Origin of the sequence: Neglectibacter sp. X4, assembly GCF_009917365.1 — a bacterium.
Classification (GTDB): domain Bacteria; phylum Bacillota; class Clostridia; order Oscillospirales; family Acutalibacteraceae; genus Acutalibacter.
The window spans coordinates 19,067-40,887 of record NZ_QWLE01000015.1 but is presented as its reverse complement, the minus strand read 5'-3'; the positions used below and the strand labels follow the sequence as shown (position 1 = coordinate 40,887).

17 protein-coding genes are annotated in these 21,821 nt (G+C 58.3%); 15 read left to right on the top strand and 2 right to left on the bottom strand.

The annotated features are described in order from the left end of the window. Nucleotides 1–9: 9 nt before the first annotated feature. Nucleotides 10–501, bottom strand: coding sequence for a chemotaxis protein CheW (locus D1841_RS07915; RefSeq protein WP_160642769.1), 492 nt, complete (start codon nt 499–501; stop codon nt 10–12). A 109-nt stretch (nt 502–610) separates the two neighbouring features. Next, the gene (locus D1841_RS07910; RefSeq protein ID WP_160642770.1) at nt 611–2,707 is read right to left on the bottom strand and encodes a chemotaxis protein CheA; all 2,097 of its coding nucleotides are present in this window, start codon (nt 2,705–2,707) and stop codon (nt 611–613) included. Nucleotides 2,708–3,029: 322 nt separating this feature from the next. Between D1841_RS07910 and D1841_RS07905 the strand changes: the two genes are divergently transcribed. From D1841_RS07905 to D1841_RS07835, 15 genes are all read left to right on the top strand, one after another. Beyond that, nucleotides 3,030–4,442, top strand: coding sequence for a hypothetical protein (locus tag D1841_RS07905; protein WP_160642771.1), 1,413 nt, complete (start codon nt 3,030–3,032; stop codon nt 4,440–4,442). Beyond that, nucleotides 4,429–4,818: an EscU/YscU/HrcU family type III secretion system export apparatus switch protein gene (locus D1841_RS07900; protein WP_160642805.1), complete on the top strand. Its 390-nt coding sequence runs from the start codon at nt 4,429–4,431 to the stop codon at nt 4,816–4,818. The genes D1841_RS07905 and D1841_RS07900 overlap by 14 nt, the downstream gene beginning before the upstream one ends. Continuing rightward, nucleotides 4,815–5,444, top strand: coding sequence for a PilZ domain-containing protein (locus D1841_RS07895; RefSeq protein WP_160642772.1), 630 nt, complete (start codon nt 4,815–4,817; stop codon nt 5,442–5,444). The genes D1841_RS07900 and D1841_RS07895 overlap by 4 nt, the downstream gene beginning before the upstream one ends. Nucleotides 5,445–5,538: 94 nt before the next feature. Beyond that, nucleotides 5,539–10,593, top strand: a complete 5,055-nt coding sequence (locus D1841_RS07890) for an S-layer homology domain-containing protein (RefSeq protein WP_160642773.1) — start codon at nt 5,539–5,541, stop codon at nt 10,591–10,593. Nucleotides 10,594–10,726: 133 nt separating this feature from the next. After that, the gene (locus D1841_RS07885; protein ID WP_160642774.1) at nt 10,727–11,182 is read left to right on the top strand and encodes a PTS glucose transporter subunit IIA; all 456 of its coding nucleotides are present in this window, start codon (nt 10,727–10,729) and stop codon (nt 11,180–11,182) included. A 132-nt stretch (nt 11,183–11,314) separates the two neighbouring features. Beyond that, nucleotides 11,315–12,082: a nucleoside phosphorylase gene (locus D1841_RS07880; RefSeq protein ID WP_160642775.1), complete on the top strand. Its 768-nt coding sequence runs from the start codon at nt 11,315–11,317 to the stop codon at nt 12,080–12,082. A gap of 36 nt (nt 12,083–12,118) precedes the next feature. Further along, complete coding sequence (locus tag D1841_RS07875) at nt 12,119–12,943, top strand: sugar phosphate isomerase/epimerase (protein WP_160642776.1); 825 nt, start codon at nt 12,119–12,121, stop codon at nt 12,941–12,943. Between the two features lie 290 nt (nt 12,944–13,233). Continuing rightward, nucleotides 13,234–15,534 (top strand): ATP-dependent Clp protease ATP-binding subunit, encoded by a 2,301-nt coding sequence (locus D1841_RS07870; protein ID WP_160642806.1) that lies wholly within the window; start codon nt 13,234–13,236, stop codon nt 15,532–15,534. A gap of 344 nt (nt 15,535–15,878) precedes the next feature. Beyond that, on the top strand, nt 15,879–16,418 hold the full coding sequence (locus tag D1841_RS07865; RefSeq protein WP_160642777.1) for a phosphoribosyltransferase family protein: 540 nt from the start codon (nt 15,879–15,881) through the stop codon (nt 16,416–16,418). 3 nt (nt 16,419–16,421) lie between these two features. Continuing rightward, complete coding sequence (locus tag D1841_RS07860) at nt 16,422–18,599, top strand: ComEC/Rec2 family competence protein (protein WP_160642778.1); 2,178 nt, start codon at nt 16,422–16,424, stop codon at nt 18,597–18,599. Nucleotide 18,600: 1 nt separating this feature from the next. Continuing rightward, nucleotides 18,601–19,659 carry a DNA polymerase III subunit delta gene (gene holA, locus D1841_RS07855; RefSeq protein ID WP_160642779.1) on the top strand — a complete coding sequence of 353 codons (1,059 nt, stop codon included), beginning with the start codon at nt 18,601–18,603 and terminating at the stop codon, nt 19,657–19,659. Continuing rightward, nucleotides 19,656–20,294 (top strand): toprim domain-containing protein, encoded by a 639-nt coding sequence (locus tag D1841_RS07850; protein WP_160642780.1) that lies wholly within the window; start codon nt 19,656–19,658, stop codon nt 20,292–20,294. Before holA ends, D1841_RS07850 begins: the two co-directional genes overlap by 4 nt. Beyond that, entirely contained in the window at nt 20,281–20,643 is a 363-nt protein-coding gene (locus tag D1841_RS07845; protein WP_160642781.1) for a DivIVA domain-containing protein, read from the top strand. The genes D1841_RS07850 and D1841_RS07845 overlap by 14 nt, the downstream gene beginning before the upstream one ends. A gap of 12 nt (nt 20,644–20,655) precedes the next feature. Further along, a complete protein-coding gene (locus D1841_RS07840; RefSeq protein ID WP_160642782.1) occupies nt 20,656–21,186 on the top strand; it encodes a GNAT family N-acetyltransferase in 531 nt (176 codons plus the stop codon). Between the two features lie 40 nt (nt 21,187–21,226). Then, a complete protein-coding gene (locus D1841_RS07835; protein ID WP_160642783.1) occupies nt 21,227–21,796 on the top strand; it encodes a uridine kinase in 570 nt (189 codons plus the stop codon). Nucleotides 21,797–21,821 lie beyond the last annotated feature (25 nt).

Here is a 21,821-nt window from a genome sequence, read left to right as displayed (position 1 = left end):
GCTGTTTTCTTAGAGCTGACCATTGAACAGCAGGGAGCAGTCCAGCACCATCAGGGTGCCGTTCTGATTGGGCAGGGTACACATGCCGGAAACCAGCTTGTTGTCCCCCGCGGTCTGGGAGGGAACCGGCAGGATGCGTTCCTGCTCAATATCCACCGTCTGGTCCACCTCATCCACCATAATGCCTATCTGCACGCCGCCGCTGTCCAGCACGATGGTGCAGGACTTCTCCCCAGGCTCCTGGCCCAAAAGCAGGCGGAAGTCCAGGATGGGCACAACCGCGCCCCTGAGGTTTATCACCCCCCGGATATGGGGGGGCAGCATGGGCAGCCAGGTAATGGAGATTTCCGTCAGGATAGTCTCAATATACCGGGTGTTCACACCGTACAGCACGTTTGCGGAGGAAACCACCAGATATTTTTCCGTATCCACCTGGGGGGTTTCATCCACCCTCTCGCTCTGCTCGTCAACCCTGGCGAACAGTCCGTTTTCCTGTGACATAAATACACAAGTCCTTTCTCTACTGGAATTAGGGGCTGTGCCGGCAGGAGCGGCCCAAAGGCTTGCGCCGCGGCCTGCTGGCATGGCTCCTCAGGCTTGCCGCCTGGGTTTATCTGGCATAGCTCTGGGCCATGGCGTAAATGCTGGAAACCTCCAGGATAATGCTGATGCTGCCGTCGCCCAAAATAGTGCAGCCGGCTATGCCATAGTCCCTGATGCCGAAGTCTGTAACATAGCTGGGCAGGGGCTTCACCACCACCTGCTGTTCGCCTATCAGCTCATCCACGAACAGGCAGAAGGAGGTTTCCCCGCTTTCCACCCACAGCAGGATGCCGTCCTCGAAATCGTCCACGCCGCCTTCCATCTGGTAGAATTCCTTGGCGCGCACAATGGAATAGAAATTGTCCATCAGCTCTATCATCTCGCCCCGGGCCGCGTCGTGGATAATCTGCTCCTCTGTTACCCGGAAAATCTGGCGTATGTTCTGGATGGGTACGGTAAAGGCGGAATTCCCCACCCGCACTTCCATGCCGTCCATAATAGCCATGGTCAGGGGGATTTTCAGGGTGGTGGTCATGCCCTGGCCCTTTTCGCTGCTGATGGTAACAGTGCCGCCCACGCTTTCCACGTTGGACTTCACCACATCCATGCCCACGCCGCGGCCGGAATACTCCGTAACCTCGGTGTTGGTGGAGAAGCCGGGCATCAAAAGGAAGTTCAGGATGTCCTTATGGGAATAGTCCGCCCCCGGCTGGGCCAGGCCCTGGCGGATTGCCTTATTCAGGATGGCGTCGTCATCCGCGCCCGCGCCGTCGTCAATCACCTGGATAATAACCTCGCTGCCGGTGTGCCGGGCAGAGAGGATGATGTTGCCCACCGGATCCTTTCCGGCCCTGATGCGGTCTTCCACGTGCTCCTCAATGCCGTGATCCATGGAGTTGCGCACAATATGCATAATGGGGTCGCCAATGCTGTCCACAATGGTCTTGTCCACTTCCGTGTCCTCGCCCTCTAAAGTCAGGGTGACTTCCTTGCCCAGCTTCTTGCTCATGTCCCGCACAATGCGGCGCATTTTCTGGAAGGTGGCGGATACGGCCACCATGCGCAGGGACATGGACACGTCCTGAAGCTGGTCGGTCAGGGAGCGGAGCTGTCGGGCGGCCTGGGTGAAGCTGTCCAGCTTCAGGCCTTTCAAATCCGGAGAAGCCGTGACCATGGATTCGGTAATCACGATTTCCCCCACCACAGCCTGCAGCTCGTCCAGCTTAGAGAGGTTCACGCTGATAAGGCTTTCCTTGTTGTGGCCCTGGCCCTGCTGTGCCTGGGCGGGCTGCTTGGTCCCGCTGTTTGCGGCAGGCTGGGCAGCCGCCTGGGCAGGGGCGGCGGGGGCCGCCTTTGCTTCTGCCTGGGCAGGCTTTTCCTCCTGGGCAGGGGCGGCGGGCGCATGGTCAAAGGATGCATACTCCTGCACAGAGCCGGTTTCCGCCACAATGGGCATGGCCAGATCCCGCAGCTCAGGGGTTAAAAAGCGCAGGAAAAACCCTTTTTCCGCCACAAAAGAGGCGCTTTCCGGGTTTGTCTCCACATCGGCAGGCCAGCAGTCCATCTGCCCCGGCTCGCACAGATCCTTTACCGCGTTGAGGACCATGAAGGAGCGCAGGTTCTCCATGCCGCAGCCCTCGTCGAAGAACACCCGGATGCCATAGGGGAACTGGTCGCTGCCAAACATTTCCTCGCCGCCGGAAGCGGGAGCGCCCTGGGATTCCGCCTGGCCGGCAGGCTGCTCTTCTTCACCTTCACCGCCGCCTTGAATTTTGTTTGAAAAGCTCTTAATATTAGCGAGTATGCTGTCGATATCTTCTGTGAGGGGTTGATCATTTTCAAGCTTCTCAATTTCCCCCCGGAAGAAGTCAATGGAGCGGAAAACCAGCTCGAACAGCTCGGGCCGCAGATTCTCCGAAACCACTTCCATGCCCTTGTCCCGGATAATGAAGAACATATCCTCTATGCGGTGGGCCACTGTCATGAGGGTGTTGAACTCCATCATGGCGGAGGAGCCTTTGAACGTATGCATGATGCGGAAGATTTCATTTACATCCTCTTGGGAGAAGGTTTTCGCCTCCTCGGCAGCCAGCACGATGTCGTCAAGCTGCTCCAGAAGCGTATTCATTTCGTACAGATATGCTTCCATCATATCGTTGCCCATATCGTTTCCACCTTTTCTAGTAAGAATTAGGGATTCATGTCAGGCAGGCCAGGCCCAGACGGCCCGGCGTCCGCTCCTCTCAAAATTTCAGCAGAGAGGGCGCTTCCGCGGCAAAACGCGGTTCCCTTAATTAGTTTATCGGCAATCTTCCATGGAAAATAAGACTGCGGCGCGAGGATTTTGCTTTTCCGGCTTATTTTTCTGGCAGTATATCCCATAAGCCACGCAGACCGCCGGGCCTTTTAAAAGGTAGCCCGGGGGCCTGCGCACCACTATGCGCGGAAGGAGGCCTCCCCTCCCTCTGCCCCAAGGAGTCGATACCATGCCCGAAATTTTGCGGCCTACAAACCCGGTGCCAAATTATGACAACGCCAATGTACGCAGCCAGCCTATTACCCCCAATGACACCCATATACAGAACGTGGTGGATCCCTCCCGGGTGACCCGGGCGGACCAGCGCACAGAACAGCAGCAGCCCGGGGACGCGGCCCAGAAGCTGCGGTATGATTCCAACTTCCTCACCTTTGTCCAGCGCCTGAAGAACGCCCCGGACCCCGCCCAGGCCTTCATCCAGCTTCTGGGCCGGGGGCTGCAGGTAAGCTCCGGCATCAGCGAGGGTCTGGCGGCGGAAATGGGGCAGTTCCTGGAATATTTGCAGATGGACGAGGGGAAGCTCCTGGATTTCCTCAAGGGCCAGCTCCAAAGCGGCAGCCGCTTCGGGGGGGCGCTTTTCCAGGCCCTGCACACAGCCTTCAACCGTTCCGGCTCTGAAATGCTGCGCACGGAAATCCTCCAGTTTTTAAGGCAGTACAGCGACTTTTCCTCCACCGCCCATCTGGAAGGGCGCATGGTGCGCACCCTGTACGATATGACCCAGTCCCTGCCCTCCCACTGGTCCAGCCGCCTGCTGGATACAGCGGCCCAGCTTGAAAACGGGGTGGCGGCAGGGGACCGGCAGGGGAACCTGCGGCTTCTCCGGGAGCAGGTGTTCCCCCTTATCTCCAACTATGTGAGCCAAACCCACGACCATGGCAGGGCCAGAGGGCTTTTGTCCATGCTGACCCTGGACATGGTGCGGTATGAGAACGGCAGCGAGCAGGAAATGGTGGCGGCTTTCCGGCATTTAAGCGGCTACGGCATTTTCCCCGGGGACATGAGCAAGCTTTCCGACGAGGACATCCTGCGGCTGCTGAAAAGCACAGACTATTCCAAAGCCTCCCTGTCCGACAGCTTTGCCGACCGCCTGACCCAGCTTACCGCCAGGGCCTTGGGGGGCGAGGCCAACATGCAGACCCAGGAGGCGCTGCGCAACATCATGCTTTCTATCCTGGTGAATGAAAGCGTGTACATGCCTTTGAAACACCTGCTGCTGCCTTTCCAGTGGGAGGACAAGGCGGTATTTTCCGAGATGTGGGTGGATCCGGACGAGGAATCCGGCCAGGGGGGCCAGGGGAAGTCCTCCCGCATCCTGATTAAAATGGATATAGAGGGCCTGGGGGCCTTTGATCTTTTAATTGACAGCAGCGCGGGCCGCACCTCCATGAACGTTTCCTGCCCGGAAACCGTGGCGGCCCACGCAGGGGAAGTCAGCCGGTCGTTAAACGGCATTCTGGAGCGCAACGGCCTGAAGCCCGGGGACATCCGGGTGGGGCCTCTGCGCAAGCCCCTGAACATTTCCGACGCGTTCCCAAAACTATTTGAAAGGGTGATGACAGGTGTCGATGTCAAGGTCTAGCGAGCCGGATCCCCGTCCCGCCGCCAAAAGGGCTGTGGCGCTGCAGTATGGCGTGATGGACCAGGCCCCGGTGGTGGTGGCGGCAGGCATGGGATATCTGGCGGAAAGGATTGTGGACGTGGCAGGCGAAAGCGGCGTGCCGGTTTATGAGGACAATTCCCTTGCCACCATCCTGTCCCAGCTCAACGTGGGGCAGGAGATCCCGGAGGAGCTGTACCGGGCGGTGGTGGAGATATACGTATACTTTTTGAATTTTGACCCCAACGACCCCGGCAGGCGGGGGCAGAAGCAGCAGGCAGCGCCTCCTTCCGAGGCGGCCGCGCCGGCCCCGGAGCAGCCGGAGGAAAACACCCAGGCAAAGGAGGAAACGCCATGATAGGGTTCGGAAAGAAAAAGAAGGAACAGAACACCTGCATGATTATGGACAGCCTGTCCAAGGTGCTTGCAAAAGGGCGGCTGGAAAAGCCCCAGGGGGACGGCTTTTTGCGGGTGAAGGTGACCGAAGGCAGCATACGGGACGTGCTGCGCACCAACAAAGTGCAGATTGTCCCCTCCCAGGAGGATCAGCCCGCAACTTTGGGCCGGGTTGTAGACTGCGACGACAACGATGTGATATCCTTCACCCCCCTGCGGGAACTGAAGGGGGAGGAGGCGCGCACAAACCTGCGCATGCCTGTGGATTTTACCAGCTATGCCTATCCCCTTGGCACAGCCGACAAAACCCGCTCTGCCATCCGGGCCAACGACCTTTCCGGCGGCGGCATCGCCTTTTACTGCGCCCGGGAATTTGCCCCCGGGGATCAGTTGGAGGTGGTCATCCCCATTACGCGGACGGCCCCCCTGCTGTTAAAGTGCCAAATCCTGCGCAAGGGCGGCGCCAACGGGGAATACACCCTGTATGCCGCCAAGTTCCTGGACATTATCGACGAGGAGGAGAGCCTGGTGCGGGAGGCGGTTTTCCGCGCCCAGCTCCAGCATATCCGGGATCGGCAGGCTTCTTAAAAGGCCCGCAGCCTTGACCTTTTGATGCTTCCTTTTCAACCGGGCACAGCGCCCGCATCCATAAAGACTCCACAGCAAAGAGAGGGATTTTACTATGAACACCTTGAAACGCACCGGCAAACGGGCGCTGGCCATGCTTTTATGCATGCTGCTGGCGGTTTCCGTTTCTCTGCTGCCCAGCCAGACGGCTTCCGCCGCAAGCTGGGTAACGCCCTATCTGGAAAAACTGAAGAGCTGGGACGTGGTGAAGGGCGATCCGGGCGGCAATATGCGCCCGGACTCCCCCATCACCCGGGCGGAATTTGTCGCCATGATGAACCGGGCCTACGGCTATACGGATTTAGGGCCTATCCCCTTTAAGGACGTGCATCCCAAGGACTGGTTCTATGAGGATATCTGCAAGGCCTACACCGCAGGCATTTTCAAGGGCCACGACAACGCCACCGCCGCTCCCAACGCGCCCCTCACCCGGGAGCAGGCCATCACCCTGCTGGCCCGGAACATGCGTCTGGACGAAATCCCCGGGGAAGTGATAGACTTCACCGACGGGCGGGATTTCAGCCCCTACAGCCGGGGCTATGTGCGGGCCGCCATCCTGGCAGGCATTATCGACGGCTATGCGGACGGCACCTGCCGGCCCCAGCAAAACGTCACCCGGGGCGAGGCCATGAAGATGCTGTGCGTAGGCATCGGCTCCCTGATTAACGAACCTGGCGTCCATGCCCCTGGCGGCGTGTTCGGCAGCCTGACCATCAACTGCACCAACGTCACCCTGCGGGACACTATCATTACCGGGGATCTCTACATCAGCGGCGGCGTCAGCCTGGGTGATGTGGTGCTGGAAAACGTGCAGGTGCGGGGCCGCATTATCATAGCCGGCGGCGGCTCCAGCGAGCTGGGCAAAAACAGCGTCCTGCTCCGGGGCGTGGACACCAGCACGCTGATTGTAGACGCTCCCACCGGGCAGTATATTTCTGTGCTCACCGAGGGCCGCACCCATATCACCAACGGCCTGTTCCGCTCTGACGCTTTCCTGGAGGACGGCTGCCGGGACGGCTACGGCATTTTGAACGTATCCCTGGAGGGATCTTCCGGAGACAGCTTCACTCTGGCAGGGAACCTGGAAAACGTGGTGAACCGCACCCCCAATTCCACCTTGATCCTGGGCGACGCAGACGCTTCCCGGGTTACCATTGACGAAAAGGCCACAAACTCCACCCTGCGCCTGGAAGTAAACGCGGCGGCTGACGAGGTGAACCTGGATGTGGGCACCAAGGTGGAGGGCACCGGGGACATCGGCCATCTGACCATCAACTCCCCCGACTCCACCACCACCATGCTGCCGGACAAGATAACCATCCGGCCCGGCCTGGACGCGGAGATTTCCGGCGAGAACATGGATGCCTCCCAGGCCCAGGAGTATTCCCAGGAGCCCCGCATCTTAAACGGCTATCCCAAGGTGGCAAACGTGGCCCCCACTGAGGCTGACGGCATTGCCTCCACCAACAAGTCCGGCACTGTGTACTGGGGCCTGACCACCGCTGCCATGGGCCCTGTGCCTGATACCACAGAAGGCCAGGATAAGCTTATCAACCCCTCCTATGGTTCCGGCTTCCTGCTTTCCGGCAACTATAAGTCCGAATCCTCCAACACAGAGTTTGTATTCCCCGAAAAGCTCAAGGGCCTCACCTCCAGCGGCACCTATTATGTTTCCGCCGTGCTGGTAGACGCCCGGGGGCACAAAAGCCCTGTGTACAGCGAGCGCTTTGAAACCCCGGACAACATCACCCCCGCCTTCAACCCGGAGTATCCCCGGATGCTGGAGGTGGAAACAGAGGAGTCCTGGGTCACAGTAATGGCAAACAAGAAGTGCGACCTTTACTATGTGCTGCTGCCCAAGGGCAGCACCCAGCCCACCCAGAACGAGTTCCTGTCCTTCGGCTTTGTGGATCCCCTGGGATACGGCCGGGTGGGCCTGGGCAAGAACAAGACAGAGTCTGTGCAGGTGAACCGGATTATCTATCCCAACTCCACCCAGCCGGATAAGGTGGTAGAGCTGGAAGAGCAGGCCACCTATGATCTGTACCTGTGGCTGGCAGATGCCGACGGCATTAAAAGCTCCAGCATTACGAAGCTGCAGTTCACCACCCGGGACAAAACCCCGCCGGAGTTCACCACAGATATGCAGCAGACCACCATGGGCGCCACCAATGTGGGCGCCGAGTGCATTATCAACGAGCCGGGCACGATTTACTGGGTGCTGGTAAAAACCGGTGAAAACTTCCCCACGCCGCCTAAGGGCCACGATCCGCCCTGGACCAACACCACCGAGGAGTTCCTGCGGGACGACTCTGCCAAGATACAGATCCGCAATGCCCAAACCGCGGACGGCGGCAAGGTTATAAAGCGGGGCAGCATGAAGGCCGAAGCCGGCGTGCCGGCTTCCACCAATATCACCGGGCTGCAGAAGGAAACCATCTATGATATGTATTATATCGCGGTGGACAATGCCACGCCTACAGGGAACTACTCGGACATCGTGAAGAAAATCACCGTGTATACCCTGGACAGCACCCCGCCCACAGCGGAGGTCACCTTCAGCAGATCGGCCACAGGCGTGGACAACAGGCCCCAGCCCTATGCTGACGCGGATGTACACATTGAGTTCAGCGAAAATATCCTCTACGAGCCTACCAGCGCCGAGCCTCTGGCCCTGTACAACACCTGGAAGAGCAAGGATTCCACTATATCCGGCGCGCAGCAGCAGGCGGCCCGCCAGGAACTGCTGCGTATTCTGCCGGAGATGATCCAGATGTATCAGGTGACAGGCGGCAATGCCACCAAGGTGAATATTAACTTTGAAAACGCCAAGCTGGAGCTGGACCGCAGCGGCAAGATGATCCTCACCCTGCCCAGCGGCACGGAAGATACCGACGCCATCAATATGGGCAGTGGCTCCACCTACTATTTTGAATTCCGGAATATCATAGACGCCTCCCCGGCCCAGAACCGCATGGAACAGGACAGAACGGAACGGTTTACAACGGTTTCGGCGCTGGCACAGATGAACGAAATTACTGCCACAACTTTGCAAGGCGTCTCGGATGGCAGTGGCGGCAACAAGGCTCTTGACATTGGCTTCTCCATTACGCCTGAAGCCACTAACAGCGCCAGCCCCGGCACCTACTGGGACATGATTATGTGGCTGGACACCACCTCCAGATTCGAGCTGTACCGCCGCGAACTCGACCCAGGCGAAGATTCCAACACCAGCACAACGGCATGGAGAAGAATTGGCACAGAACAGAACGTACTGGTGTCTACCGACATGACAGAGGCAGGCGTTGGATTGGTACGCATAGATAAATCGGGCCAGAATCCCTTGCCATATCTCTTAACTGGCGATTCTGACGAAGCTTTGAAAGAAGGCGTAGTATACGAGTTCGCCCTCCACTTCACAGAAATGAATAACAACCGCGACCGGGATACCTTTAACGGCGATATAAACTGTGAAGTTACCGTTCTGGCTGGCAGGGCCAACAACCTTTCCAACATTTACGGCGGCCTGTATAAAAACAGCATCATGGCAGATGTGAAAAACGGGCTGTTTACGGATATTACGAATCCTAACGGCTTCTCCGTGGTAAAACGCTTCTCCGATATGACAGCACCTGAGCTGAACAATGAGCAAGTTACCTTCACCCCAGGTGACAGCGGCGTGCGCATGACACTGGCACTAAAAAACAACCGCATTGGCAGAGTGCATTATGTAATACTCAAAGAAGGTATATTTGATCCTATCGGCACTGACGGCAGCAAGCTGTCTATTAGACCAAACCCCGTCGTTGACGGCGTTGGCATGCCTGAAATGTCAGATCCCACTCATTATTATGAGGATGATGTAATGCGCTCTCCTAATGTCAACAACATTATATCGCCTTCTACCATGGGCGGCGCGGCAAGCATTGCCAACGGCACGGTGTCCAATGTAGGCAGCGCTACCATGCCTGTGGAGATAGAAGGGTTGCAGGCTGACACCAACTATTACGCATACTTTGTCACCCAGGGCGGCTCTAACCGCTATTCTGAAGGCGTGTATGTCTATAAATTCAAAACATTGCCCATCACCCGCCCAGTGCTTACCCTGCAGCAAAGCGGTTCTAACATCACAGTAAAAACAAATTTGGCCTCTACCACCAATATTAACTACATTATCGTGCCTTATTCCTCACAGATGGGTTCAGAACTGTTCAGCTATCTCAAAGCGAGTACAACTCCTGGTCAAACAGACAAATACGACAGTGATCCAACAACCGGTAGCTCTATTAATGACAAAACATATCGTGTCTTTGAATCCATGGGCACCAATGCAAGCCCGCAGACAGACGGTTCCCTGTTCGACCAAAAGGCCAGTACAAAGCTGAAAGAAAGCCTTTCCGACTATATCCGCACACAAGGCGTTAACAACACATCCATTCTGGCCAACGGAAGTGGCGATGCCACAGCCAGCAGAAACCTTGTGGTGGATTGCAGCAAGAGTGAATTCAAGCTGTCATACAACCAGGAATACTGCTTTATTGCGGTAGGTAAGAGTGCGCTGAGCAGTGCCTCAAACCCGGAAAGCTATGCATTCCGTGCTGTATATCCCTTCATGCTGGATGACACACAGCCGCCTAAAGTAACTGACGCAACCGCCAATGTGCCGGAAGATAGCAGACCAAATCTTCAAAATGGCGTTTTCACTGGCACTGTAACCCTTAATTTTGACAAACCTCTTTATATGATTTACGGCACAGGCCAGAACCGGAAGCTTCGCACTGTTACCACACGTACTAAAGACTTAAGCGCCACAAGTACAGATAATTTCATCAGCGCAGAGTACATTTTGGACAATGTGGGAACAGGCAATGTTACAGTCGTAACAGACTCCAGCAAAGACCCGCAGACAACCACTTCTCTTACCCTTAATTTTTCAAACGCAACAGATAACACCACTGTTACATTTGATGCCAACTTATGTAATTCATCTTGGCATACGGGCAGAACGCCATTGACAGTTAAGGTAAACATTGTTAAAGCCAACACTGAATACGGTTACGATGTAAAAGTGACCATACCATCTGCCTGGCAAGCTACCGCAACAAGATAAGCCCACAGCCCCCGCCTCCCGGCGGGGGCTTCTTTTTGCTTTTTTTGCAGGCGAAATGGGGAAACCTATTGCTTTTTGTTTATACTTGGGGTATAATGCAGGCAAAGAGCTGCCCTTGAAAGGAGGTTCACCTATGGCTGTCCCTTCTGTCTTTGCAAGCCCTGTCTCCGGCAGTGTGCTGCCCCTCTCCCAGTGCGAGGATCCCTGCTTTGCCCAGGGCCGCATGGGCCGGGGCGTGCTGCTGCTGCCCTCCACCCACACCCTGCTGGCCCCTGCTGACGCCCAGGTGTATTTTGCCTTTTCCACCGGGCATGCCGTGGGCCTGCAAACCTCCCTGGGCGAGCAGTTTATCCTCCACGTGGGCCTGGATACCCACCGGCTTCAGGGCCGGGGCTTCCAGCTTCACGTCTCCCGGGGGGACATGGTGGCGCGCGGGGAACCTTTGCTCACATTCGACCCAACGATACTTACCCAGTCCGGCTTTTCCCTGGCAATGCCTATGGTCTTTTGCAACTGCGCCCAGCGCCGCCTGCGCATTTTAAAGCTGGGCATGGTTGCCGCCGGGGAAGATCTGGTCATGCTCTATTAAAGCGTATTGGAAAGCATAGGGCGGGCGCGCCATTTCCCGTAAATGGTGCGCCTGCTTTATTGTTTCCCTTGACAGAAAATAGCCTTTCTGTTATAATAAGACAATTTTATATTGTAAAGGAGGCATGCGGCAATGTTGTGCAATGAATTCGACCCCAACCCGGTGGCCATCATCAATCCCTCCCACCAGGAGCCAATCCCGGACTTTCCTGCCATATGCGTGGGCATATTCTCTAAAACTATTGTGGACGAGCTTTTGGAAAAGTATAGCGGCGAAGTGCTGGGCTACAGCAAATTCTGCACAGGCTGGGTGCCCATCTACCGCGTGCATGCTTTTGAAACGGATGTGGCCCTGTTTTTGCCCCATGTGGGAGCGCCGGCGGCAGCGGGCTTTGCGGAAGATATCTGGGCCTGGGGCGGCAGGCATTTTGTGTTCTGCGGGGCGGCGGGAACCTTGCGCCGGGATATCGCCCACGGGCATTTGATTGTCCCCACTGCCGCCATCCGGGACGAGGGACTTTCCTACCACTACCTGCCCCCGGCGGACGAGATAGAGCTGCAGCCCCGCTGTGTAAAGGCCTGCCGGGAAGCACTGGACAGCCTCCATTATCCCTACATAGAGGGCAAAACCTGGACGACAGATGCTTTCTTCCGGGAGACAGAGAAGAAGGCCCAGCGGCGGCGGGAACAGGGCTGCGTCAGCGTGGAGATGGAGTGCGCGGGTCTGGCGGCTGTGGCCCAGTTTAGGAACGTGGACTTTGCCCAGTTTTTCTATGTTACCGACACCCTGGACGGCCCGGAATGGGATGAGGGCATTTTACCCCAGGGCGGCGCGGGCCTTACGGACATCTGTTTCAGAGCCGCCGTGGAGACAGGCAAACGTCTGGCGGCCCGTACATAAAAGCCGCAAAACTGACAAAAGAAAGGACTGCCCATTATGCAGCTTGCCACTTTTTACGATCACATGAAGGACATGGCCCGGGAGGAAAAAATCGGACTGACCGAAGCCCTCCAATACATCAAAAGCCTGGGCATCACCCATATGGAGGTATCCCAGAACAACCTGCTGGGCCGGGAGGACGAGGTGGGCCGGGAGCTTAGCTTTGTGGGCCTGGAAATCTCCTCCATCCCCGCTTATTTCGATTTTGGCAGGGACGATAACGTGGACAGGCAGAGCCAGCCTGTCCTGGAGGCCGCCCGGTATCTGGGGGCAGGGAAAATCCTTGTCATCCCTGGGTTTTTCCAGGAAGGGGATTCCCCGGAGGAAAAAAGCTGCCAAATGGAAAGCATGGCCCAGTGCCTGAACCGCCTGGGGGAAAAGGCGGCGGGATACGGGGTGTCCCTGGTGATGGAGGATTACGACAGCCTGCTGGCCCCCTTCTCCACAGCGGAGGGCCTGGAATACTTTTTAAGCCGCTGCCCCGGCCTTTCCTGCTGCTTTGACACAGGCAATTTCCGCTTTGCGGGGGAGGACGAGCTGGCAGCCTATGAGAAGCTGAAAAGCCGGATTTCCCACGTCCACCTGAAAGACAGGGCTTATTCCCCCCAGTGGGGGGAGCACGCCGCCGCTGCCGCCGATGGGCGGCTTTTATACCCCGCCCCGGTGGGCAAGGGGGAAATCCCCATAGCCGGGCTTTTGTCCCGGCTGGCGGCAGACGGCTATGAGGGCGTCTGCACCATCGAGCACTATGGCGCGAAAAGCATGCGGGCCGCTTTGCGGGAGTCTGCCGCATGGCTGCGGGAAAATTTTCCTTTTGCGTGAAAAAGCAAACTGCGCCCCATTTCCAAAAGTTTTCACCCCTATGCCCCGTATCTGCGTTTTTGCGGGGCATACTATGCTTTGTCCCCTCTTTTCACAGCTTTCCCAATTGAAAATGTTTTGTTAATTTTTGGACTTACCCCCACAATGTACTTGCGTGGGGGCCTTTTCGTTAGTATAATGAAAGGTGCGGCGCTGCGCCGCGGCAATCAAGGAGATTTACCAGCCGGCCTGCTTCCGGTTTGGCGCATGTAAGGCCAAAGCAGAAAAAACAGAAAGGAACAAACGCCATGATGATGTGTACGCGATGCCACAAGCGTCCGGCCACCGTATTTGTTTCCCAGGCGATGGACAGCAAGGAGATAAAAGGATATTGCTTTGTGTGCGCCAAGGAACTGGGCATACAGCCTGTCAACGACTTTATGAACAACATGATGTCCAGCTTAAAGGAGCAGACGGGCATGAGCGAGGAGGAATTTGCCGAGGCCACCGAGCAGATGGCCCAGATGCTGGGCATGACCGGAGGCGACGGGGAGGAGCAGGGGGAGGAAACCAGCCTGTTCACTCCTGGCGGCGCTCAGACCCTGCCTGCGGAGATGATGCTGGGCGGCGCTCCCGGGGAAAATGGGGGGCGCACACAGCGCACCCGGGAGAAGCGGGAGAACGTCCACAAGAAAAAGCGCAAGCACATCCAGAATTTCTGTACGGATCTCACTGCCAAGGCCCGGGCAGGGGAGCTTGACAATATTATCGGCAGGGAAAAGGAAGTGCAGCGGGTGGTGCAGATCCTCTCCCGCCGCACCAAAAACAACCCCTGCTTAATCGGTGAGCCTGGCGTGGGCAAAACCGCCGTGGCAGAAGGCCTTGCTTTGCGCATTGCCCAGGGGGATGTGCCCGCCAAGCTCCAGGACAAGGAAGTGCAGCTTCTGGATTTAACCGCCCTCATTGCGGGCACCCAGTTCCGGGGCCAGTTTGAAAGCCGCATTAAGGGGCTTATCGACGAGGTGAAGGCTGACGGGAACATCATCCTGTTTTTAGATGAAGTCCATAACCTGGTGGGCACCGGGGACGCGGAAGGCAGCATGAATGCCGCCAACATCTTAAAGCCCGCTTTGTCCCGGGGGGAAATCCAGATGATTGGGGCCACCACCTTTTCCGAGTACCGGAAATATATTGAAAAAGACGCGGCCTTAGAGCGCCGCTTCCAGCCTGTCACTGTGGCAGAGCCTTCCCTGGAGGACGCGGCGGAGGTGCTTCTGGGCATTAAAAAGTATTATGAGGATTACCACCGGGTCACCGTCTCCGATGCCATTGCCCGGCGGATGGTGGTGCTTTCCGAGCGGTATATCAGCGACCGCTATCTCCCTGACAAGGCCATCGACCTTTTAGACGAGGCCTGCGCCTGCGCTGCCCTGCGCAACAAGCGCCTGGAGGAATATGAAAGCAAGGAGCGCGCCCTGCAAAAAGAGCGCGTCCGGGAGCAGGACTTGACCGCCCCCACAGGCATGCAGATAGATTACGAAGAGCTGGCCAAAACCCATTACCGCATTGCCACCCTGGAGGAGGGCCTGGATAAGCTGCGGCAGGAAGGTGTTTTCTCCGCGGTGGAGGAGCAGGACTTGGCCTATGTGATAGAGCTTTGGACGGGTATCCCCGCCGCCCGGGTGGAGGAAAACGAACTTTCCAAGCTTGCAAACCTGGAGGAAGTGCTCTCGAAAAAAATCCTGGGCCAGGAGGAAGCCATTGGCGCTGTGGCAGCGGCTGTGCGCCGCAGCCGGGTGCAGATAAGCCCCCGCAGGCATCCGGCCTCCTTCATCTTTGTCGGCCCCACAGGCACCGGCAAAACAGAGCTGGTGCGGGTGCTGTCCCAGGAGCTTTTCGACGCCCCGGAAACCCTCATCCGCCTGGATATGTCGGAATTTATGGAAAAGCATTCCGTATCGAAAATCATCGGCTCGCCCCCGGGCTATGTGGGCTATGACGAGGCGGGGCAGCTTACGGAGAAAGTGCGGCGCAGGCCCTATTCTGTGCTGCTTTTAGATGAAATTGAGAAGGCCCACCCGGACGTGCTGAACATCCTTCTGCAAATCCTGGACGAGGGCCGCATTACAGACGCCCATGGGCGAACCGTAAACTTTGAAAACACGGTCATCGTCATGACCTCCAACGCGGGCAGCGACAAAAAGGAAGGGGCTTTGGGCTTTGCCAAAACTACAGCGGATCTAAGCCGGGAAAAGGCCATGAAAGCCCTCACCGATTTCCTGCGCCCGGAGTTTTTAAGCCGTATCGACGAAGTGGTGGTGTTCCGGCCCCTGGACGTGGAGGATTATAAGAAAATCGCGGCCTTAATGCTGGACGAATATAAAGGCTCCCTCAAGGAAAAGGGCATCGCCCTCGCCTATGACCAGGCGGCCTGCGCCCTGCTTGCGGAAAAATCCATCCATGGGCACAGCGGTGCCAGGGATCTGCGCAACAACCTGCGGCGCATGGTGGAGGATAAGCTGGCCTCCCTGTTGGTGCAGAAGGGGGAGGGCGCTATTTCCGGCATCGCCCTGTCGGCTAACGGGGAAGAGCTTACGCTGGAAACCCTGTGAGGGAGGTTTCCGGCGTAAGGCCGTGGGGTTTTGCCTCCGGCGGCTCAGGGGCTTTGAGTCTCGCCTGCCGGCTCGGTCGGTCCGCACATGTGTGCCACTGGCACACGCTCACCCCCTGAGAACCCCACAACCCTTTTTTCAAAGAAGGGCAAACATTCCCTTTGGGAATGTTTTGATCCAAAAACTAATTTTATAAATTATTGGTTTTGGGCGCTTCCTTCCCAGGGGCTTCTGACAGGGAGAGAGTGAAAGTTTTTGCGGATTTTTAAGGGGCTTTTTTCAAAAAGCCCCTTAAAGCAGGTACGGGCGGCAGCCCGTCCAAATAAAGAAAGGATGTATGGGAAATGAGCAAAACATACGACATGGAGATAGCAGGCTGCAAGCGGTCGCTGCCTATCTGCCCTATCGACGAGAAGCTGGACATAGCGGGGTTTGTCATGTTCAGCGACGTGGAAATCACCGAGCGGACGGCAGCGGAGCTGCTGAAAAAGTGCCCGGCCCATGATGTTATCGTCACGGCAGAGTCCAAGGGCATCCCCCTGGCCTATGAGATGGCCCGCATTGGCTGCCGCAATTATGTGGTGGCCCGCAAGGGCGTGAAGGCCTATATGGAGGATCCCATCCACGTGGAGGTGAAGTCCATCACCACCGACCACGTGCAGAAGCTGTACCTCTCCAAGGCAGACTGCGAGAATTTAAAGGGCAGGCGCATCCTCATTGTGGACGATGTAATTTCCACCGGGGAGTCCCTTGCCGCCATGGAGGAGCTGCTCCACACCATTGGCGGGCAGGTGGTGGGCAAGGCCTGCGTGCTGGCTGAGGGCGACGCCAAGGACAGGGAGGACATCATCTTCCTGGAGCCTCTGCCCCTGTTCTTCAAATAATCCGTGGGCAGGCCCTTTGCCCTGTGGGGCTTTTCCGTTTATGGCGCGCTGGCGCTGGCGGCCCTGAGCGGGCCAAAGGCCGCCGGGGCGCTGCTGTGGATCTGCCTGGGGCTGGGGCTTTGCGCCGGGCTTCTGGGCTTTTGGGCGGCAAAGAGGCAGGCTGCCCCGAGGCTTTCGCTGCCCGCAGGGGCGCTCGGGGAACGGGCGCCCTTTTTCGCGTGCGCGTTCCTGCTGGCGGCCTTGGGCCTGTCCCTGTTTTTGTCCCGGTATGAAAGCCAGACGCTGCCCTCAAAGCAGTGGGCGGAGAAAAAGGCGGACATACAAGCCCTGGTGCTGGATTATCCGGAAAAGCGCTATTCCCGGTATTATTACCGCCTGCGGGTGGAGCAGATAGACAAAATGCCGGTAAAGCCCTTTATCCTGCGGCTTTCCGCCGCCAGCCCCCTGTATTGTTCGCCATACGACCGGGTGGAGTGCCCCGTATCCTTTTCCACCTTTCCAGAGGGCGGGCTTTATTCCCAGCGGAACAGCCTTTTAGCAGACGGCTATCAGTTAGGAGGCTACCTTGCCGGAGGCGGGGCCAGGCGCATCCCCTGCGAAGGGAACCCGCCAGGAAAGGCCCTGGCTGTATTCCGGCGCGGGCTTTCCCGGGAATTTGCCCGGCTGCTGCCCCAGGAGGACGCGGCCCTTTTGCAGGCCATGCTGTTAGGCAGGCGGGACGGCCTGCCGGAGGATGCCAATGAAAGCTTCCGGCTGGCAGGCTGCTCCCACCTGATGGTGGTTTCGGGCCTGCACATGGGGGCAGTGGCAGGGCTTATCCAGGTATTGCTGCGGAAAACCCGCTTAAAGCGCCTGCCCCAAAGCCTCCTCACAGCAGGCGTTTTGCTTTTATACCTGTGCCTGATTGGCTTTCCCCCTTCGGCTGTGCGGGCCTATGTGATGTATGCCGCCTATCTGCTGGGCGGGTGCCTGGGCCGCAGGGCCGACGGCCTGAATTCCCTGGGGCTGGCCCTGGTGGTCATCTGCCTGCAAAATCCCTTTTCCGGCGGGGATCTAAGCCTGGCCCTTTCCGTTTTCGCCACCCTGGGCATCCTGGTGCTGGCCCTGGGGATAACCAAAGCCCTCCTGCGCCCCTTCGGGAAGCGCCCCCGGCTTAAAGGGTTTTTCACCCCTGCCGCCGGGGTGCTGGGGGTCACCTTTGCCGCTCTGGCAGGCACTGCCCCCTGGCAGATCTGCGTGTTCCGGGGGCTTGCCCTGCTGTCTCCCCTGGCGAATCTGCTCCTGTCCCTCCCCTGCACCCTGCTATTGTACTGCGCCCTGTTTGCGCTCCTGTTTTCCCTGCTGCCAGGATTGGGGCCTTTGGCGCAGCCCTTTGCCCTGTGGGCGGGATGGCTCAGCCGGCTTGCAAGAAGCATAGCCAAAGCTTTGGGAAGCCAGCCGGGTGTCTATATCCATCTGGGACAGGCGGAAATGCTGGCCCTTTTAGGCGTGCTGTGCCTGCTGGCCTTTCTGTCCTTCCCAAAGCTTACGCCCCTTTGCCGTCGGGCAGGGGCGGGGATTCTGCTGGCCTTCATCCTGGGAACCTATGGCTTTTCCCTGTACAGCGGGCAAGGCTTTGCGGTTCTGGCAGTGCAGGGGGAAGGGGAAACCGCCTGCGCCGCTTTCATACAGGACGGCAAAGCCGCTGTGCTGTGTCCCGGCGGCAGGGCCGGGGACTGCGTAAGCCTTCTGCGGCGCAATAACGTCCGGGAGGTTTCCAGCCTGTTTCTGCCAAAAGCGGACAGCCGGGAAAAGCGCAGCGCCAGGAAAATCCTGGAGTCCTTCCCGGTGGGGGAAACCCTTCTGCCAGAGGGGGCTTACGCTGGCCGGGAGCTTTCGGGAACCGTCACGTTCCTGCCTTCCGGCAGCGCCTATCAGGCCCTGCCGGGAACAGAAATCCGGTACAGCCCCCTGGGCACTTATCTGGGCTTTACGGTAAACGGCGCGGCCTTTCAGGCAGAGTTTCAAACAGACGGCCTGCGGATACACTGCCTCCCCAGGGAAAATTCGGGATTTACTGTTGTGCTGTCAGGTGATATAATAGATGAAACGCCAGGGACATACCTTCTGCCCAGGCGGGAGGATGGCCTGGGGCTGGCGGTAAGCCCCCAGGGCGAAGTGACGGTGAGGGAGGGAAGCTAAGGTGGCCCGGATAACGGAAGCGGAAGCAAAGCGGCAGTTGGAGGAGGGCGGCCTTTCCTCCCTGTACGTGGTGGCGGGAGAGGAAAAGCACATGGTGCGAAAGGCCGCCCAAAAGCTTATCACCCAGGCGGCGGGGGAAGCCTTTCCCGAGTTTAACCGGAACGAGCTGGACAGCGGCTGCGATATAGACGCCCTGTGCGACGCCTGCGTGGCTCTGCCTTTTATGGCAGAACACAAGTGCGTGGCTGTGCGGGATTTCGATCTGTTCGGGCGGGATCAGCGGGAACTGGACAAGCTTTATGAATTGATGGAAGCCCTGCCGGAAACCACCACCCTGGTGTTGTGGTTTCCCACCCTCTCCCCTGGCGGCAGGCAGGCCCCGCGCTGGAACAGCTTTTTAAAGAAAGCGGAAAAATGCGGCAGCGTGCTGCTGCTGGGCAGGCGATCCCCCGAAGAACTGCGGGGGGAGCTTGCAAGGCAGGCAAAAAAGGCAGGCTGCACCCTGCCCCCCAAATCCCTCCGGCTGCTGCTGGACTATGGGGGCCAGGATATGAACCGGCTGCTGGGGGAAATGGAAAAGCTCTGCGCCTACACCCTAGGCATGGGGGAAACAGAGATAACTCCCGCCGCCATAGAGCGCCTGGTGCCCAAAAGCACGGAAATCACAGTGTTCCTTATGGTGGATGCTTTGGTGGAAGGGAATTACCAGCAGGCATACAGCCTTTTGGAAAACCTTTTCGCCCAAAAGGAAAAGCCCACCATGATTCTGGGGGCCATGGCCTCTGCCTATGTGGACATGTACCGGGTGCAGGGCGCTTTGGACAGCGGCCTGCAGGCAGACGCCCCCCTCGCTTACGGGGACTATAAGGGCAAAGACTTCCGCCTGCGCCGGGCCCAGAAAAACCTGCGGCGCATCAGCGGCCCCACCCTCTGCCAGTGCCTTTCCCTGCTGCTGGAGGCGGACCTTTCCTTAAAAAGCTCCCGGCTCCAGGACAGGCTGGTGTTAGACGGGCTTATTGCCCGGCTGCTGCTGTGCTGCACCCAGGGGGCGGACAGATGATGCGGGTGCGGGAGGCCATCGTGGTGGAGGGCCGGTATGACAAAAGCCGCCTTTCTTCCCTGGTGGAAGGAGTTATTATAGAGACAAGGGGCTTCGGCATTTTCCAGGACAAAGAGCGGCTGGCCCTTTTGCGCCGGATGGCCCGGGAGCGGGGGCTTATCGTGCTCACAGACAGCGACGGGGCCGGGTTCCTCATCCGCTCCAAGCTTTCCGCCTGCATCCCCCCAGAGCAGATAAAGCATGCCTATATCCCCGACGTGTACGGCAAGGAGCGCCGCAAGGCAAAGCCCTCCAGGGAGGGCAAGCTGGGGGTGGAGGGCCTGCCCCTGCCGGTGCTGCGGGAAGCCCTGCTGCGGGCAGGGGCGCACATTGCCGGGGAGGAACAGGAAAGCCCCTCTGGGAAGGAGGGGCCTGTAACCAAAGGTGATTTTTACGATTTAGCCCTAAGCGGCGCCCCGGACAGCGGGGAAAGGCGCCGGGCACTGCAAAAGAAGCTGGGCCTGCCGGAGCGGCTTTCGGCAAACGGCCTGCTGCAGGCAGTAAACGCCCTGTACGGGCGGGAGGAATTTACCCGGCTGGCCCGGAAGACGCTGGCCGCAGGGGAGAAGGAGGACGCGGAAGATGGAGCTGACTAGACAGGTGCTGGACGACGTAAAGTTTGAGACAAAAGGCCGCTGGTACAATGCCGACCAGGTGGACGAGTTTTTGGAGGAGCTGGCGGAAAGCGTGGAGCAGGCCCAGGCCGAGGTGGCCCGGCTGCGCCAGGAGGTGCGGGGGTTAAAAAGCGAAATCCGCACGGTGCGGGCGGAAAAAAGCCAGTTGGAGCACCGCCACGATTACGAGCTGGAACGGGAGCAGGCCCGGCTTTTAGAGGACGTGAAGGCTTTAAAGCAGTTCCGGGAGCAGTTCAGGCGGGCAATAGAGCAGGACGCCCGGCAGGTGCTGGATCAGGCGCGCTCCATGGGCTCCGACAGGCTGCTGTAAGGAGGGAAGCTTATGCCCATTGAAACAGAGCGCCTTATCCTGCGCGGGCCGGAGATGGCAGACGCTCCTGCCATGCTGGAAATCCGCAACAGCCCTTATGTGCTGCGGTATAACCCCATGAAGCCCTGGGAGCTGCCCCGGATGGAAAAGCAGGTGGAGGAGGAAATAAAGGCCCAGCGCACCTTTTACATAGAGGAAAAGGGATCCTCCGCCCTTTTGGGAGGGGTATGGCTGGAGCCGGACGATCTGCGCTATGGCCTTGCCTCCTTCACCCTGTCCTATTATCTGGCGGAATCCGCCGCCGGCAAAGGCTATATGACCGAAGCCCTTTCCGCCCTCATCCCCTATATCTTTCAGGAGATGGGGGCGCAGGTGCTTGCCGCCCGGGTTTTTTCCGAAAACAGGCCTTCTGCCCGGCTGCTGCAAAAGCTGGGCTTCACCCATGAGGGCACCCTGCGCCGGGCCGTGGCCACACCCAGGGGAGAAATCTTTGACGACATGATCTTCTCCCTTTTGCGGGAGGAGGCACAGCCGCCCCGATAAGGGGAATTTGCCCATTTTCAAAAGAGAGGAATGTATTGCGATGAGCAAGCCCTATGTTGTGGCTATTGCCGGGGGCACCTGCAGCGGCAAGTCTACCTTGACAGACCGCCTGGAGGCTGTCTTTTCCCCCAGGTGCAAAACAGTGGCCTTCCACATGGATTCCTATTTCAAAAAGGAGCCGCCCCATACCATTGCCCCCATCACCCGCAAGGAGTATGTGGAGCACAACCATCCCGACACCCTGGAGCTGCCCCGCATGTATGAGGACTTCACCCGCCTTACGGCCGAGGGCAGCGATGCCCAGCTTGTGCTGGCGGAGGGCCTTTTTGCCCTGTACCTGGACGATATCCGGGAGCGGGCAGACTTGAAAATTTTCGTAGATCTTCCCAGCGACGAGCGCCTGGCCCGCCGGATTATCCGGTTCATGGCCTGGGGCCAGACCTTTGAGGAGGTAACAGAGCGGTATCTGGACACTGTGCGCTTTCGGCACAACGAGCTTATCGAGCCTACCCGCTGGCACGCGGATCTGGTGGTAAACGGCACCCTGGACAGCTCCCAGGCGGTAGACGTGGCCGCCTGCTTCATCGAAAAGAAGGCCGGGCTGCTGTAAGCGCAGCCTTCCCCCTTCAGAGGCG

What these genes read in the sequence shown, in the direction of transcription:
- D1841_RS07870 (WP_160642806.1), top strand. Translation starts at nt 13,234, where the DNA reads ATGATGTGTACGCGATGCCACAAGCGTCCGGCCACCGTATTTGTTTCC.
- D1841_RS07885 (WP_160642774.1), top strand. Translation starts at nt 10,727, where the DNA reads ATGGCTGTCCCTTCTGTCTTTGCAAGCCCTGTCTCCGGCAGTGTGCTG.
- D1841_RS07890 (WP_160642773.1), top strand. Translation starts at nt 5,539, where the DNA reads ATGAACACCTTGAAACGCACCGGCAAACGGGCGCTGGCCATGCTTTTA.
- D1841_RS07910 (WP_160642770.1), bottom strand. Translation starts at nt 2,707, where the DNA reads ATGGGCAACGATATGATGGAAGCATATCTGTACGAAATGAATACGCTT.
- D1841_RS07865 (WP_160642777.1), top strand. Translation starts at nt 15,879, where the DNA reads ATGAGCAAAACATACGACATGGAGATAGCAGGCTGCAAGCGGTCGCTG.
- D1841_RS07875 (WP_160642776.1), top strand. Translation starts at nt 12,119, where the DNA reads ATGCAGCTTGCCACTTTTTACGATCACATGAAGGACATGGCCCGGGAG.
- D1841_RS07835 (WP_160642783.1), top strand. Translation starts at nt 21,227, where the DNA reads ATGAGCAAGCCCTATGTTGTGGCTATTGCCGGGGGCACCTGCAGCGGC.
- D1841_RS07900 (WP_160642805.1), top strand. Translation starts at nt 4,429, where the DNA reads ATGTCAAGGTCTAGCGAGCCGGATCCCCGTCCCGCCGCCAAAAGGGCT.
- D1841_RS07850 (WP_160642780.1), top strand. Translation starts at nt 19,656, where the DNA reads ATGATGCGGGTGCGGGAGGCCATCGTGGTGGAGGGCCGGTATGACAAA.
- D1841_RS07880 (WP_160642775.1), top strand. Translation starts at nt 11,315, where the DNA reads ATGTTGTGCAATGAATTCGACCCCAACCCGGTGGCCATCATCAATCCC.
- D1841_RS07895 (WP_160642772.1), top strand. Translation starts at nt 4,815, where the DNA reads ATGATAGGGTTCGGAAAGAAAAAGAAGGAACAGAACACCTGCATGATT.
- D1841_RS07915 (WP_160642769.1), bottom strand. Translation starts at nt 501, where the DNA reads ATGTCACAGGAAAACGGACTGTTCGCCAGGGTTGACGAGCAGAGCGAG.
- D1841_RS07840 (WP_160642782.1), top strand. Translation starts at nt 20,656, where the DNA reads ATGCCCATTGAAACAGAGCGCCTTATCCTGCGCGGGCCGGAGATGGCA.
- D1841_RS07905 (WP_160642771.1), top strand. Translation starts at nt 3,030, where the DNA reads ATGCCCGAAATTTTGCGGCCTACAAACCCGGTGCCAAATTATGACAAC.
- D1841_RS07845 (WP_160642781.1), top strand. Translation starts at nt 20,281, where the DNA reads ATGGAGCTGACTAGACAGGTGCTGGACGACGTAAAGTTTGAGACAAAA.